Source organism: Mesorhizobium sp. WSM4815, from assembly GCF_055811575.1.
In genome coordinates this window covers 31,495-45,933 of record NZ_JBVVQS010000079.1, presented here as the reverse complement: position 1 = coordinate 45,933, position 14,439 = coordinate 31,495, and the positions used below count along the sequence as shown (strand labels likewise).

13 protein-coding genes are annotated in these 14,439 nt (G+C 63.9%); 5 read left to right on the top strand and 8 right to left on the bottom strand.

Annotation, left to right across the window (positions count from 1 at the left end; genetic code table 11):
• Window positions 1–272 precede the first annotated feature (272 nt).
• From AC0L2B_RS05710 to AC0L2B_RS05695, 4 genes are all read left to right on the top strand, one after another.
• Window positions 273–527 carry a DUF4212 domain-containing protein gene (locus tag AC0L2B_RS05710; RefSeq protein ID WP_473517142.1) on the top strand — a complete coding sequence of 85 codons (255 nt, stop codon included), beginning with the start codon at window positions 273–275 and terminating at the stop codon, window positions 525–527.
• A 14-nt stretch (window positions 528–541) separates the two neighbouring features.
• On the top strand, window positions 542–2,407 hold the full coding sequence (locus tag AC0L2B_RS05705) for a sodium:solute symporter family protein (RefSeq protein WP_473607493.1): 1,866 nt from the start codon (window positions 542–544) through the stop codon (window positions 2,405–2,407).
• Between the two features lie 108 nt (window positions 2,408–2,515).
• Window positions 2,516–2,824, top strand: a complete 309-nt coding sequence (locus AC0L2B_RS05700; protein ID WP_287241299.1) for a YggT family protein — start codon at window positions 2,516–2,518, stop codon at window positions 2,822–2,824.
• Window positions 2,825–2,828: 4 nt separating this feature from the next.
• Window positions 2,829–3,149 (top strand): hypothetical protein, encoded by a 321-nt coding sequence (locus AC0L2B_RS05695; protein ID WP_091592307.1) that lies wholly within the window; start codon window positions 2,829–2,831, stop codon window positions 3,147–3,149.
• Between the two features lie 20 nt (window positions 3,150–3,169).
• On the opposite strand, the gene AC0L2B_RS05690 is transcribed toward AC0L2B_RS05695, so the two are convergent.
• The 8 genes from AC0L2B_RS05690 to AC0L2B_RS05655 all read right to left on the bottom strand — a co-directional run bounded on the left by AC0L2B_RS05690 (window position 3,170) and on the right by AC0L2B_RS05655 (window position 13,038).
• Window positions 3,170–4,114: an ABC transporter permease gene (locus tag AC0L2B_RS05690; protein WP_473744541.1), complete on the bottom strand. Its 945-nt coding sequence runs from the start codon at window positions 4,112–4,114 to the stop codon at window positions 3,170–3,172.
• Window positions 4,114–5,166, bottom strand: coding sequence for an ABC transporter permease (locus tag AC0L2B_RS05685; RefSeq protein ID WP_473744540.1), 1,053 nt, complete (start codon window positions 5,164–5,166; stop codon window positions 4,114–4,116). Before AC0L2B_RS05685 ends, AC0L2B_RS05690 begins: the two co-directional genes overlap by 1 nt.
• The gene (locus AC0L2B_RS05680) at window positions 5,166–6,677 is read right to left on the bottom strand and encodes an ABC transporter ATP-binding protein (RefSeq protein ID WP_473744539.1); all 1,512 of its coding nucleotides are present in this window, start codon (window positions 6,675–6,677) and stop codon (window positions 5,166–5,168) included. Before AC0L2B_RS05680 ends, AC0L2B_RS05685 begins: the two co-directional genes overlap by 1 nt.
• Window positions 6,678–6,906: 229 nt before the next feature.
• Window positions 6,907–7,938, bottom strand: a complete 1,032-nt coding sequence (locus AC0L2B_RS05675) for a BMP family protein (RefSeq protein ID WP_473744538.1) — start codon at window positions 7,936–7,938, stop codon at window positions 6,907–6,909.
• A 166-nt stretch (window positions 7,939–8,104) separates the two neighbouring features.
• Complete coding sequence (locus tag AC0L2B_RS05670) at window positions 8,105–9,406, bottom strand: NAD(P)/FAD-dependent oxidoreductase (protein WP_473744537.1); 1,302 nt, start codon at window positions 9,404–9,406, stop codon at window positions 8,105–8,107.
• A 2-nt stretch (window positions 9,407–9,408) separates the two neighbouring features.
• A complete protein-coding gene (locus AC0L2B_RS05665; protein WP_473744536.1) occupies window positions 9,409–10,761 on the bottom strand; it encodes a glutamine synthetase family protein in 1,353 nt (450 codons plus the stop codon).
• 37 nt (window positions 10,762–10,798) lie between these two features.
• Window positions 10,799–12,082: a glycosyltransferase gene (locus AC0L2B_RS05660; protein ID WP_473744535.1), complete on the bottom strand. Its 1,284-nt coding sequence runs from the start codon at window positions 12,080–12,082 to the stop codon at window positions 10,799–10,801.
• 17 nt (window positions 12,083–12,099) lie between these two features.
• On the bottom strand, window positions 12,100–13,038 hold the full coding sequence (locus tag AC0L2B_RS05655; RefSeq protein ID WP_473744534.1) for a GntR family transcriptional regulator: 939 nt from the start codon (window positions 13,036–13,038) through the stop codon (window positions 12,100–12,102).
• Between the two features lie 234 nt (window positions 13,039–13,272).
• Between AC0L2B_RS05655 and AC0L2B_RS05650 the strand changes: the two genes are divergently transcribed.
• The gene (locus AC0L2B_RS05650; RefSeq protein ID WP_473744533.1) at window positions 13,273–14,337 is read left to right on the top strand and encodes a polyamine ABC transporter substrate-binding protein; all 1,065 of its coding nucleotides are present in this window, start codon (window positions 13,273–13,275) and stop codon (window positions 14,335–14,337) included.
• The last annotated feature ends 102 nt before the right edge of the window (window positions 14,338–14,439 follow it).

The window sequence follows — 14,439 nt, the reverse complement described above, 5'->3', positions numbered from 1 at the left end:
GATGTTGACCGTTTAGCCCTCGCGGCGCCGCACGGCCAGCCCTCTTACCGATTCAAGTCCTCCCACCGATTCTCCAGTCCTCTCACCGATTCTAAAGTCGTATGAACAGGCGCGACAAGAAGTGATACTCATACAAAGTTACGGTCGGCTGATTCTATACCTGGCCGCGACCTATGCCGGAGGGCTTCCGCGTCAGCGGAAGAGGCAAGCTTTAAACGGCGCCTTGCGGTCGAGACGGTTCGCAAGCTGCCAACCAAGGGAGGGTTCAAGCTATGGCGACGCCAGACCGCGTAAGTTATTGGAACAAGACCAAGGGCCTCATGTTCACCATGCTGGGCCTGTGGGTATTCTTCGGTTACGTCATCCACATGTTCGTGGAGCAACTCAACAGCATCGTCATTTTTGGTTTTCCGCTCGGCTTCTACATGGCCGCTCAGGGTTCGCTCATCGCCTTCGTCGTCATGCTGTTCTGGTTCGCACGGCGCCAGAACGCGATCGACGAAGAGCATGGCGTCCATGAAGATTGATCGGGGGAACGTCAATGGCTAACACGACATCTACCACCGCAGGCGGAGGCGACTTCACCTCCAATCTCGGCCGCATCTACGGCATCTACACCGGCGGCTTCATAGCCTTCATCATCTTGATGGCCATCTTGAGCGCCATGGGCGTCGAAAATGTTGTCATCGGCTACCTGTTCATGGGCTTTACCATCGTCATCTACGCGGTGATCGGCATCCTGAGCCGCACCATGCACGTCGGCGAATATTACGTCGCCGGGCGCCGCGTACCGGCGCTCTACAACGGCATGGCGACCGGCGCCGACTGGATGTCAGCGGCCTCGTTCATCGGCATGGCCGGCTCACTCTATCTGCTCGGCTATGACGGCCTCGGTTTCGTGCTCGGCTGGACCGGCGGCTACGTGCTCGTGGCCATCCTCGTTGCGCCCTATCTGCGCAAGTTCGGCGCCTACACGGTTCCCGACTTCCTGTCGGCGCGCTACGGCGGCAATCTTGCCCGCTTCATCGGCGTGATCGTTCTGTTCTCCTGCTCGTTCACCTATGTCGTCGCGCAGATTTTCGGCACCGGGCTGATCTCGGCCCGCTTCCTTGGCATCGACTTCAATGTCGCGGTCTATGTCGGACTGGCCGGCATCCTGGTGTGCTCCATGTTGGGCGGCATGCGCGCCGTCACCTGGACGCAGGTCGCCCAGTACATCGTGCTGATCATCGCCTATCTCATCCCTGTCATCTGGATGTCGACGGTGAAAACCGGCGTGCCGATCCCACAATTGATGCAAGGCCAGGCGCTGGCGAACATCACCGCGCTTGAGACGGCGCAGGGCATCACCGTGCATCACATCACCCCATTCGTGCATGGCGGCTACGATGCCAAGAACTACTTCCTGCTCATCCTCTGCCTGATGGTCGGAACGGCGTCATTGCCGCATGTCCTGATGCGCTACTTCACCACCCCGTCGGTGCGTGAAGCGCGTGTCTCGGTCGCCTGGTCGCTGCTGTTCATCTTCATCCTCTACTTCACCGCGCCTGCCTATGCGGCGTTCGCCAAGTGGACGATGCTCGACCTGGTGGCGTCGGGTCTGACGCCCGAGAACATCGCCGAGAAAGCCGGATGGATGATGCGCTGGGCCGCTGCCGACAATACGCTCGTGCAGATCTGCGGCAAGGCGGCGACAGACTCCGCGGCGATCGTCGCGGCCTGCGCCGAAAAGGGCGTGACGGCACTTTCGTTTGCCGACATCAACCTCAACGCCGACATGATCGTGCTGGCGACGCCGGAAATGGCCGGCATGCCTTACGTCATCTCGGGCCTCGTCGCTGCCGGCGGTCTTGCCGCCGCGCTGTCGACGGCGGACGGCCTGCTGCTAGCCATCGCCAACGCGCTCAGCCACGACATCTACTACAGGATGATCGACCAGAATGCGCCGACGTCGCGGCGCCTGATCGTGTCCCGCATCCTGCTGGTTATGGTCGCCGTGCTGGCCGCCTACGTCGCGTCGACCAAGCCGTCGGACATCCTGTCGATGGTGTCGTGGGCGTTTTCGCTTGCCGCCGGCGGGCTGTTCCCGGCGCTGGTGCTCGGCGTCTGGTGGAAGCGCGCCAACTCGGCCGGTGCGGTTGCCGGCATGATCGCGGGCTTCGGCATCACCATCTTCTACCTTGTCATGACCCAGTACGGCGCCGACTTCGACAAGGCGACGCCGAATATGGAACTGTGGTGGGGCGTGAAGAACATTTCGTCGGCGGCCTTCGGACTGCCGGTTGGCTTCGCCGTGATGATCATCGTCAGCCTTCTCACCAGGGCGCCGTCCCGGGATATGCAGGATTTCATCGAGGAAATCCGCGTGCCGCGCGGCAAGCAGATGATGGAAGAAAAGACTGCCTGATCGCGCATAGCGATCGGCGCTCAAGGCGGGGTCCGGTGACGGACCCCGCTTTCATTTCGGGGGCGTCGCTGGCATAACGCGGCGCCGCCGCTGCTTGGAAACTCCCCCATGAACGATTTCTGGTCCTATTGGTATTTCCACATCCCGAATTTCGTCCTTGCCGCGGTGATGTACACGCTGATCGGTCGCCTCGTGCTCGGTTTCTTCGTGCCCGAAAGCTGGGACAACTACATCTGGCGCTTCTTCAAGAGTGTCACGGACCCGTTCCTGCGGGCCGTGCGGAGCATTACGCCGTCGATCCTGACCCAGCCGGTGGTGATCGTCTTCAGCGTGCTCTGGCTTATGGCCTTGCGCGTGTTCTACCTCGTCTTTCTGATCAATTTCGGCATTGCGCCGATGGCTTCGCAGGGGGGTTGAGGCAATGGATAGAAACGGTCTTGTCCCGGTCATGGCGGTCGCCATCGTCAACGGCATCTTTTCGCCGTGGGTGCTGATGGTGTTCCTGTTCTATCCGATCTGGTATCCGGGCTGGGCGCCTCCCCTGAGCCAGATCGTCTACATGGCAAGTGCGCTGATCCTGTCGACGATGACCATCATGCTCGCCGGCGTGCCGGCCGCTCTCTATGAGCGCTGGTCGGCGCGCCCCAGGAGCATCGTCGTCGCGTCGATCTGGCTTGCCGGCACGGTTTTGCTGACGCTGCCGGCGCTGCCGAATGTGATGCGGGCGCTAAGCGGTGGCTGAGAATTCCCTTCCCCGCCCTGTCAGCGTTCTTCGCGGCGGAACGGCTTGAGGAGCGCCGAAGGCGCGACGGCGTTGCGTGACATCACCGCCATGGCGACGATGGTGAAGATGAAGGGCAGCATCAGGAACGCCTCATAGGGGATATGGCCGAGCCCGCTCGCCTGCATGCGCAGTTGCAGGGCATCGACGAAGGCGAACAGCAGGGCGGCCCCTGCCGAACGCCAGGGATCCCAGCGGCCGAAGACGACGAGCGCGATCGCCACCCAGCCACGCCCGGAGACGAGGCCGAAGGTGAAGGCGTTGAACTGCACCATCGACAGGAAAGCCCCGGCCAGCCCCATCAGGGCACCGCCAAGGATCACCGCCTGGAAGCGAGTGGCGATGACGCCGACGCCGGCCGAATCGGCGGCGCGCGGATTTTCGCCGACCATGCGCACCGACAGGCCCCACGGAGTCCGATAGAGCACGAAGGCGGCAAGGGGAACGGCTGCCATCGCCATGTAGACCAGCGAAGACTGGTTGAACACGGCTGGTCCGAGCACCGGGATGTCGGAGAGAACAGGGATCGGCAGCGTTTCGAAACTCTTGATGCTGGGCGGCACCGATTGCTGGCCGAAGATCAGCCGGTAAAGGAAATAGGCGAGGCCCGACGAGAACAGCGTCACGCCGATGCCGCAGACATGCTGGCTGAGGCCGAGAGCCACCGTGAACAGCGCATGCACGGCACCCATCAGCGCACCGGTCAGCACCGCCGCAAGCACGCCGAGCCACAGGCTGCCGCTGAGGCTGGTCGCGGTGAAGCCGGTCATCGCCGACAACAGCATGATGCCTTCGATGCCGAGATTGAGCACGCCGGCCCGCTCCGAAAACATCTCGCCCAGCGTCGCGAAAGCCAAAGGCGTGGCGATGCGGATGATCGCGGCGAGGAAGCCGACCTGAAAAATCTGTTCGAGCACGACGCTCATCATGCGGTTCCGACGCGGCGGATGCGATAGGCCGTGAACAGCAGCGCCACCAGCATGGCGAGCAGCGCGGTGCCCTGGATGACGTCGCTGAGGAAGGCCGGAACGCTGGTGGCCCGCGACATCGCCTCGGCGCCGGTCATGACGGCGGCGAGGAACAGCGCCGCCGGCATCACGCCAAGCGGGTTGAGCCTCGCCAGCATGGCGACGACGATGCCGGAATAGCCATAGCCCGGCGAGATGTCGCTCATCACCTGGAAATGCACGCCGCCGACTTCGCTGACGCCGGCAAGACCGGCGAGCGCCCCGGACAGCAGCGCCGTCGAGATCAGCACCCGCTCGACATGGATGCCGCCATAGCGCGCGGCCTCGGGATTTTCGCCGATGACCCTGATCCTGAAGCCGAGCGTCGTGCGCATGATCAGGAACCAGATGACCGGTGCGGCCAGGAACGCCGCCACGACGCCGAGGTGCAGCCGCGTGCCTTCGAGCAGCACCGGGAAATTGGCTGAATCCTCGATCGGCGGCGAGATCGGGTACCCGCTGAAACTGTCTTTCCACGGGCCTTCGATCAGCGCCATCAACGCGTAGAAGATGACCGAGTTGAGCAGCAGTGAACTAACGACATCATCGACCTTGAATTTCACCCGCAGCGTTGCCGGGATCAGGGCGACCGCAGCGCCGGCGGCGGCGCCGGCGAGCGCCATCAGCAGCATGGCGAGCTGCCCCGGCATCGGGATGGCGCCGACGGCACAGCTCGCCACCGCGCCGGCAAGCAGCTGCCCCTCGGCGCCGATATTCCAGAATTTGGCGCGGAAGGCGACCGCCACGGCAAGGCCGGTGAAGATCATCGGTGTTGCACGCACCAGCGTTTCGGTGATCGCGTAGCTGTCGCCCAGCGACGCCGAGAACATCACGCCATAGGCCTCGATCACCCCGGCGCCGGCCAGGGCGATGAGGCCGCTGCACAGCACCAATGTCGCGCCGATGGCCAGCAACGGCAGAGCCAGGTTGAACCAGGCGGGCGTTGAGGTGCGGGCTTCGAGGCGGAACATCAACTATCGCCCCCCGCTCCGGTCATCATCAGTCCGAGCCGCGCGATGGTGGCGTCGGCGCTGTCCAGCGTGCCGACAATGCGCCCCTCATACATCACCGCAATACGGTCGCAGAGCATCAGCAGCTCTTCGAGATCTTCGCCGATGACGACGATGCCGCAGCCCCTGGCGCGCATGTCGAGGAACTTTTCGTGGATGAAGCGCGCCGCACCAATGTCGAGGCCGCGCGTCGGCTGCGACACGATCAGCACCTTCGGATCGAAGGCGAGTTCGCGCGCCAGCAGCGCCTTTTGCAGATTGCCGCCGGACAGCGCTCCGGCACGCGTCATCGGCCCGGGGCAGCGTATGTCATAGGCCTTGATCTGCGCCTCGGCGAAGGCGCGGATCGCATCGGGCCTGAGCAGGCCGTTGCAGCTGAACGCCGCCGTGCCGATGCGCGGCAGCACCATCGAATCCGCCAGCGGCAGATTGGTGACCAGTCCGGTCGTCATGCGGTCTTCCGGGATGCGGCCGAGGCCGAGCGCCTGCACCTCGCGCGGCGAGAACCGCGAGACAGCTTTGCCGGCTATCGTCATCCGGCCGGCATCGGGCGCGCGAACGCCGGAGATCACCTCGGCAAGCGCCCGCTGGCCGTTGCCCGAGACACCGGCAATGCCGAGGATCTCGCCGGCGCGCACCGAAAGCGAGACATCGCGCAGCGCCATGCCGGAATGGCGCGACGTCGAGATGCCATCCAGGATCAGCACCGCGGCACCCGGTGTCGACGGTCCCCTCGCCGGCGGAACGATCTCGTGGCCGCACATCAGCCGCGCCATCTCCGAGGATGTCGTGCTGGCAGGTGCATCGACGCGCCCGGTTACGCGGCCGTGCCGCAGCACGACGCAGCGATGGGTCAACGCCCTGACCTCGTTGAGCTTGTGCGAGATGAAGATGATGCCGAGACCCTGGGCCGCCATCGACCGCAGCGCCGAAAACAGCCCGTCGACCTCTGTTGGCGCCAGCACCGCCGTCGGCTCGTCGAGGATCAGCAGCCTTGCACCGCGAAACAGCGCCTTGACGATTTCGAGCCGCTGCTGCTCGCCGATCGAAAGCGCCGAGACGGGAAGGTCCGGATCGAGCGTGAGCCCATGCTGGCGGCCGATCTCCGCCAGTCGCGCCAGCCCGCCGGCGCGGTCGATCCGGCCCGATTTGGCGGGAATGCCGATCAGCAGGTTTTCCAGCACAGACAGCCGCGGCGCCAGGTGAAAATGCTGGTGCACCATGCCGATGCCGGCGGCGAGCGCATCGGCCGAGCTGTTGATCGTCACCGGCCGGCCCTGAACCAGGACCTCGCCGGCGTCGGACGCATAGGCGCCGAACAGCACGTTCATCAGCGTCGTCTTGCCGGCGCCGTTTTCACCGAGCAGCCCGAGAATCTCGCCCGGCGCGACGCTGAGATCGACGGCCTCGTTCGCCATGACGGCGCCGAAGCTCTTGGAGATTCCGCGCATTTCGATGAGAGGGGCGGGCAAAGGCGAGGGTGCTCCTGAATTGGCTTATGATTTGAGGGATGCGCTGCACCCCCCTCTGGCCTGCCGGCCATCTCCCCCTCAAGGGGGGAGATCGGATGTCACTTCGGCTTTCGCAAATCGTCAACACTGAAGAAGAGGCGCTGTCGGCGAAGCTGCCAATCTCCCCCTTGAGGGGGAGATGGCCGGCAGGCCAGAGGGGGGTGCAGCGCCAACCCCAAAAAAACTGCGCTCAATCCGAAACCGGCGTGTTCTCGTCGACGACGACACGGAAATTGCCGTCGAGGATTTCGGCCTTTTTCTTCTCGACCAGCTCCTTGACGTCGGCCGGCAGCGTCTTGTCGAATTTGTGATAGGACGCCAGAAAGGAGCCGCCCTTGGCCATGCGCGAGAAATCGCCGTAATCCTGCGCGGTGAAGACGCCGGCCTTGACCAGTTTGATCGCATGCTCGACCGTCGGATACATATCCCAGACCGGACCCGTGATCACCGTGTCCGGGCCGAGGTTGGACTGGTCGGACATGTTGGAGATGGCGAGGATCTTCCTCTCGACCGCCGCTTCGATGACGCCGAAACGTTCGGCATAGATCACGTCGACGCCGGCGTCGATCTGGGCGATAGCCGCTTCCTTGGCCTTGGGCGGGTCGAAGAAGGAGCCGATGAATGCGACCTTCCTCTTGATGTCAGGATTGACCTCGCGGGCGCCGGCAAAGAAGGCATTGACCAGCCGGTTCACTTCCGGAATGCCCATCGCCGCAACGGCGCCGATCGTGCCTGATTTCGACATCTTTCCGGCGATCAGGCCGGAGAGATAGGCGGGCTCGTGGATCCAGTTGTCGAAGACAGCGAAATTCGGCTCGGCCGGCCCGGCGCCGGAGCCGAACAGGAAGGCGACCTTCGGAAATTGCTTGGCGGTGCGGCGGGATTCGCGTTCGGCAGCGAACGCGTCGCCCAGCACCAGCTCATAGCCGCCTTGCGCATATTCGCGCATCACACGGCTGAAATCGGCCGTCTGCACCTTCTCCGACCATTTGTACTCGATGCCGAGTTCCTTCTCGGCCCTCTGCAGGGCGACATGGATCTGGTGGACCCATGGCTCCTCGGTCGGCGTGGCGAAGATCGCCGCCACCTTCAGCTTCTTGTCCTGCGCCAAGGCACTGCCCGGCAGCATGGCTGCCCCCAGGCCGAGCGCGCCGAGTTCCAGCAAATTGCGTCGCGAAAGTCCTTCGCGTTTCGATCGGATTTTGCTCTTCCCGTTGTCCATTGCATGCCCCTCTGATTGGCGCCGTGTCGAGCCGGCTGTTTCTTTGGATATCAGGCGAGGGGAACTATGGAACGGTGTCCGACCTTTGTCCACATGGTCAAATTTGTCGGGAAGCTGCAGCCGGCCGCCCTGCGTCGCAAGACCACGGCGGCAGTAGATCGCTTGCTCAATGTTTGATGCGGTCGCGCATGGCGTACCAGAGCATGCCGAGGACATAGAGCGGGCCGCGCAGTGCGGTACCGCCGGGAAACGGCATTGGCCTCAGCGTCGAAAACAGATCGAGCCGCGACGCATCGCCGGTGATCGCCTCGGCAAGCAGCTTTCCCGACAGCGTCGACAGGATCACGCCCTTGCCTGAATAGCCATGCGCAAAATAGACCTCGCCATTGTGGCCGACATCCGGCAGGCGCGATGTCGTCACCGAGACCAGCCCGCCCCAGGCATGCTCGATGCGGCGGCCGCGCAATTGCGGAAAGGTCTTTTCCATATGCGGCCGCACGAAGCCGGCAATGTCGGCGGGCGGCGACGGCGTGTAGCGCTCGCCACCGCCGAACAACAGGCGGCCGTCGGCCGACAGCCGGTAGTAGTTGACGACGAAGCGTGTGTCGGAAACGGCTGCATTGCTTGGGATGACGTCGCTGGTGTCGTCAAGCGGCTCGGTGGCGACGATGTAGTTGCCGACCGGCATGATGCGGCTGTTGACGCGCGGTTCGAGCCCCTGAAGCAGGGCATCGCCGGCCAGCACGACATGCCGGGCCCGGACCGAGCCCTTGGCCGTGGAAACCCGGATGGAAGGTTCCCGCTCCAGCCGCAGCGCCACCGAATTCTCGTGGATGGTGACGCCTGCCGCTGCCGCGGCTCGGGCAAGACCCAGCGTGTAGTTCAGCGGATGCATATGGCCGCCGAGCTTCTCGTACATGGCACCGTGATAGGGTGTGTTCACCATTTCACGCGCCTGCGCCGCCGACAGCATCTCGACGTCATGAAAGTTCATCACGGTGGCAAGGCACTCGGCCTCTTCTTCGAGGTCGCGCAGGTCGGAGCTGTTGACCGCACCGGCCAGATGGCCGGTGAGCCGGAGGTCGCAATCGATGGCATGGCGCTCGATCAGGTCGAGCACCAGCCCGCGCGCCTCGAGGGCGAGAGCGAAAAGCGCCCGCGCCCGTTCGGGCCCATAAAGTTTGACCAGGCCCTTGGCGCCCTTGCGCAGGCCGGGGATGATCTGGCCGCCATTGCGCCCCGACGCCCCCCAGCCGACCTTGCCGCCTTCGAGGAGAACCACCCTCAGCCCGCGCTCGGCGGCATGAAAGGCTGCGGACAGGCCGGTGCAGCCGCCGCCGACCACCACCAGATCGGCGTCGACCTCGCCCTGCAGCGCCGGATGATCAGGCGCTGGATTGGCGGTCGCGACATAGTAGGATCTGCCGATGTCCAGGCCGGAATTGAAGCCCCCAGAATCCAAGCTCATAGTCAGACCTTGAGCAGCAGGTGGTCGCGTTCCCAGCTGGTGACGACGCTCTGGAACAGGTCGAGCTCGACGCTTTTGACGCGCAAATAGGTCTGGACGAAATCCTCGCCGAGCAAGTCCCGAACCGGACTGCAGGCGGCGAAACGGTCGAGCGCCTCCTCCATGGTTTTCGGCAGCGTGCTCTTGCTGCGATAGGCGTTGCCCGATGCCTCGGGCGAACGCGAGAGCTTTTCCTCGACGCCGAGATAGCCGCAGAGCAGCGAGCCGGCCATCGCCAGATACGGGTTGGCATCGGCGCCGGGCAGCCGGTTTTCCACCCGCCGCGCGGCCCGCCCGCCGGCCGGCACGCGCAGGCCGCAGGAGCGATTGTCGTGCGACCACTCGATGTTGGCGGGCGCGCTGTGGTTGGGCCGGATGCGGCGGAACGAATTCACGTTCGGCGCAAACAGCGGCATCACCTCGGGAATGTATTTCTGCAGGCCGCCGATGAAATGCCCGAACATCTCGGTGTCGGCATCGTCGCGCCCGGCAAACAGACTATTCCCTCCCTCGTCGACGACCGAGATGTGGAGATGCATCGAGCTGCCGGCTTGTGCGGCGATCGGCTTGGCCATGAAGGTCGCATGCATGCCGTATTGCTGCGGGGCCTGGCGCGTCATCCGCTTGAACAGCAGCACCTTGTCGGCCAGCGGCAGCGCGTCGCCATGCAGGAAATTGATCTCCAACTGCGCCGTGCCCGACTCGTGGATCAAGGTGTCGAGCGGCAGCCCGGCCTTTGCGGCATAGTCGTAGAGCCGCTGGATCACCGGCTCGAATTCCTCCAGCGCCGCCATGTCATAGGGGTGCTGCACGGTTTCGGAGCGGCCATTGCGCCCGACCGGCGCGAGCAACGGCCGATCGGGATCGGGATTGGGCGCGGTCAGGTAGAATTCGAGCTCCGGCGCCACCACTGCCCGCCAGCCGCGCTGGTGATAGAGATCGAGCACGGCCCTCAACACATGACGTGGCGAGGCCATCCACGGCCGGTCGTCCATGTGAAACGCATCGGCGAAGACATAGGCCTTTTCAGCTCCAGCGCCGGGCGCAAGGCAGAGCGTCGCGACATCCGGCACCATCCGCATGTCGGGATCCTGATAAGCGAAGCCCTCGTCGTTGGAACCGGAATAGCGGCCGTCTATGCAGACCAGGAAGGCGCTGCTCGGCAGGTAGAGCGCGCGGTCCTCGAGCGACTTCAGGAACTTGGCCGTCGGCAAGGACTTGCCGCGCAACACGCCGTTCACGTCCGGCACCAGGCACTCGACTTCCCTGATCCCGTGCTGCTCCAGCCATCGCTTCGGATCGTCCGTCGCGGTCATTTGCGGTGCATCCGTTGTCGTGGTGTTGAGCATCAGGTCACGTCCTTACGAGGGCGAGAATGGCTTCGGCGGCGATTTCGGTTCCCCGCGCCCGTGCCATGGTGGCTGCATTCTCCTTGAGACGAAAGCGCATCTCGCCATCGGCCATTAGGCCAAGGATGGCGTTTTCCAGTTCGTCGTCGCTCCAGCCATCGCGGCTGAGGTGGCGGCCGACGCCGGTTTCCTCAGCGCGTTGCGCATTGTCGTGCCCGTCCCAGCAATAGGGCATGATCAGCGACGGCACGCCGAAACGCAGCGCTTCGCAAAAGCTGTTGTTGCCGCCGTGATGGATGAAGAGGTCGGATTTCGCGACAACCGACGGCTGCGGAAACCAGGCATCGAGATAGACATTGTCCGGAACCGCGCGATAGCTGTCGCGCAGACCGCCGACATTGACGATGAAGCGGGCCGGAAGCCGGTCGAACACGGCGAGCATGCGCTCGATCAGGCCGACATCCATCGCGCCCAGGCTGCCGAAGCTGAGATAGACCAGCGGCCCGTCATTGCGTGGAAAGACCGGCACGTCGAACGGCCCTTCCGAACGGACGCAGCCTTCGAGATAGACGAAGCGGGCCGGGTCGAGCGGCTCGGCGCGCTGCCTGCGCACGATCGTCGGGGTCAGCAGCAGATTGAGATCGGGCGAAGCTTCGAGAAAAAGTCCCCTCGGCAAGGATGCAAGACCGGCGTCGGTCCGAAGCCGGTTGAACCGGTCATGAGCCGGAGCGACGGCTGCCAGGTAGCGCGCCTCGAAGGCCGCGCGATCGGGGTCGTCGGCGGCGAGACCGGACAGATAGGGTGGTACATCGGCGTCGGGCAGCTCGGTCTCGGCGCAGGAGACGACGCGCACCCATGGGCAGCCGGCGGCAGCAAGTGCTGGAAACATGATGACATTGTCGAGCACCACGGCGTCCGGCTTCAACCGGGTCAGCAATTGGCACAGCGGCGCCTCGGCATTGACCGCGGTATCGACGATCGCTTCCCAGGTCGGGGCGACATAGGTTTCGAGCTGGTCGATCGGGCTCAGCCTGAAATGCGGCAGATGCCGGCGCACGAAAGCCTGCCAATAGCTCTGGCGTTCGCTGTCGGTCAGCGGATCGTCGGTCGGCAACTGATATTCCTGAAACCCGTAGTCGGCGAACACACCGGAAAAGCCGGCGTGACAGATGAACACCGGCCGCGCGCCCCTTGCGCGCAAGGCCTGCGCGATGCCGACGCAATTGAGCGCGGCACCGAAGCTCGCTTCGGGAAACAACGCGATGGTCGGGCTGGTTTTGCGCGTCACTGTCCTCGTGGTCCTCGTCAATCCGGCCGGCTGATCATGCCGAACAATGCGGGGGCGCCGCGACTGGCCGCCTGCGGTCGCTGGCTGCGGGACAATCGCAGATGGACGCGAAGCAGATCGGCTGCAACCTCATACTGCCGGCTTTCCAGTTGGTCGAGTATGGTCAGGTGCTCGCGCAGCGATTGCTTCAGCCGGAAGACGTTGACGCCGGCATAAGTCCCCGGCAGCCGGCGCAGCCTGAGATGGTCCGACAGCGCGTCGGTGACGAACCGGTTGCTGGAGCCATCGGCGATTAGGCCGTGAAAGTCGATGTCCAGCCGCTGGAACTCTCTGATATCGAATGTGGCGTCGGGCAGCGCCAGCAGCGCCTCCATGCCCTGGCGCAAGGCTGCCGCGCGGGTCCCGTCCAGCCGAAAGCCAGGCGCCAGAATGGCGGCGGGTTCGAGCAGCAGGCGGAACTCGTAGCTTTCCCCTTGCGCCTCTGGATCGTCAGGCGCCCGCCTGAACAGCCAGGCCTGTCCCGGTGCGCGATCCAGAAGATTTTCGTCTGTCAGTTTCTTTAGCGCTTTTAGTACTGTCCTTCGTTCGGCACTGTAGCGTCGCATCAACGCGCCGACGGTCACTGCCTGATCCAGCCGGCGCGCCGACCGATCGCGCAGGATCATCTCCGCGAGTTCGTCCTCCTCGGCGCTTGGCAGGTCAGAGGCAAGGGTCGCCTGCTTGGTGAGGTCGACGGCCAGCCGATAGCCGGATTCGGCTTCCCAGCGTACGACGCCTTTTTCGGTGAGCAGGCGCAGCGCGGCCCGCACCGGGGTTCGCGAGACGTTGCAGAGCGAGGCGATCTGCTGTTCCGGGAGATGAGCGCCGGCCTCGAAGCCGCGCTGCCGGGCTACATCGAGAATGCGCTGCGCGAGATCAAGATGATTGGTGCGCGGGCGTCTGGCAACGGCTTGCATGGCGTTTCTCGTGAACGGTCTCGACCGCTGCGGTTTGACCGATTGCCCTTGCGGGCGCAATCGGCTGGATTTCGCGGCGATTTTGACAAATTAGATTGACGTACTTTTTTCTGCAATAGTACTGTGGGTTCAATCGGCAATAAAAAGACCGGGGAACAGGATCGAAGCGGCGGCATGGTCGCAAGCGCTGGTCCGATGATTGAATTCGACGATCAACCAGAATGGGAGTCTGTCATGACCGCCACCACCCTGCGGCACCGTTCGTTAAAAACTTCCGCGATCGCGCTTGGCCTCGCCTTCGCGCTGTCGGCGCCGGCGGCCGCCGCCGACCTCGTCATTTCCAACTGGGACGGCTACATGGCGCCGGACGTCATGGCCGCCTTCAAAGCAGCGACCGGCGTTTCCGGCGAGGTCGTCGTTCACGCCACCAATGAGGAGATCATGGGCAAGCTCGTTGCTTCGGGCGGCAAGGGCTATGACGTGGTCTTCGTCTCCTCGCCCTTCGCCGAAGTGCTGAACAAGCTCGGCCTGATCGAGACGATCGACCACGCCAAGATCCCCCATCTCGCCAATCTTTATCCCGAGGCGGCCAAGCTGCCGCACGACGTCGGCAACAATTTTTCCGTGCCTTACACCTGGGGCACCACCGGCCTCTGCTACCGCTCGGATCTGGTGAAGACCGAGCCGGCCAGCTGGAACGATCTTCTCGCCCCGTCCGAGGCGCTCAAGGGCAAGACCACGATGCTGGCGACCGACCGCTGGCTGCTTGCCGCCGGGCAGCTCGCCAAGGGCTATTCGGTCAACGAAACCGATCCGGCCAAGCTCGCCGAGGTCAAGGACCTGCTGATCTCGGCCAAGAAGACCTTGCTCGCCTATGACGACACCACCTTCTATTCGAAGCTGGTTTCGGGCGAGGCGCTGATGGTGCAGGCATGGGATGGCTGGTGCAACTATGGCATCGCCGAGAATCCGCAGATTAAATACACCATACCCAAGGAAGGCTCGGACCTGTGGGTCGATACGATGGTGGTGATGAAGGCATCGGCCAACAAGGACGCCGCCTTCCAGTTCATCAACTTCATGCTGGACGCCAAGAACCACGCCTGGGCGGCTCAGAACATCGATTACAAGGTGCCGAACAAGCCGGCTATGGAAAGCCTGCCGGCGGATTTCCTCGCCAAATTCCCAAATATGAACATGCCTGTGGCCGAACTGGTCAAGTTCGAGCAGTTGCGCGACGTCGGCGACGCCCAGCGCGACTATTCGAAGATCGTCAGCGAGATCAAGGCGGCGCAGTAATTTCGGCATCTGGAATCAGGCTTGCGTTCCTTCACGCCCCCCTCTGGCCTGCCGGCCATCTCCCCCTCAAGGGGGGAGATCGGCTGGATTGCAGCCGCTCGC

Excerpts from the sequence above, each read along its gene's own strand:
- AC0L2B_RS05710 (WP_473517142.1), top strand. The coding sequence starts at position 273 with ATGGCGACGCCAGACCGCGTAAGTTATTGGAACAAGACCAAGGGCCTC.
- AC0L2B_RS05705 (WP_473607493.1), top strand. The coding sequence starts at position 542 with ATGGCTAACACGACATCTACCACCGCAGGCGGAGGCGACTTCACCTCC.
- AC0L2B_RS05700 (WP_287241299.1), top strand. The coding sequence starts at position 2,516 with ATGAACGATTTCTGGTCCTATTGGTATTTCCACATCCCGAATTTCGTC.
- AC0L2B_RS05695 (WP_091592307.1), top strand. The coding sequence starts at position 2,829 with ATGGATAGAAACGGTCTTGTCCCGGTCATGGCGGTCGCCATCGTCAAC.
- AC0L2B_RS05690 (WP_473744541.1), bottom strand. The coding sequence starts at position 4,114 with ATGAGCGTCGTGCTCGAACAGATTTTTCAGGTCGGCTTCCTCGCCGCG.
- AC0L2B_RS05685 (WP_473744540.1), bottom strand. The coding sequence starts at position 5,166 with ATGTTCCGCCTCGAAGCCCGCACCTCAACGCCCGCCTGGTTCAACCTG.
- AC0L2B_RS05675 (WP_473744538.1), bottom strand. The coding sequence starts at position 7,938 with ATGGACAACGGGAAGAGCAAAATCCGATCGAAACGCGAAGGACTTTCG.
- AC0L2B_RS05670 (WP_473744537.1), bottom strand. The coding sequence starts at position 9,406 with ATGAGCTTGGATTCTGGGGGCTTCAATTCCGGCCTGGACATCGGCAGA.
- AC0L2B_RS05665 (WP_473744536.1), bottom strand. The coding sequence starts at position 10,761 with ATGACCGCGACGGACGATCCGAAGCGATGGCTGGAGCAGCACGGGATC.
- AC0L2B_RS05655 (WP_473744534.1), bottom strand. The coding sequence starts at position 13,038 with ATGCAAGCCGTTGCCAGACGCCCGCGCACCAATCATCTTGATCTCGCG.
- AC0L2B_RS05650 (WP_473744533.1), top strand. The coding sequence starts at position 13,273 with ATGACCGCCACCACCCTGCGGCACCGTTCGTTAAAAACTTCCGCGATC.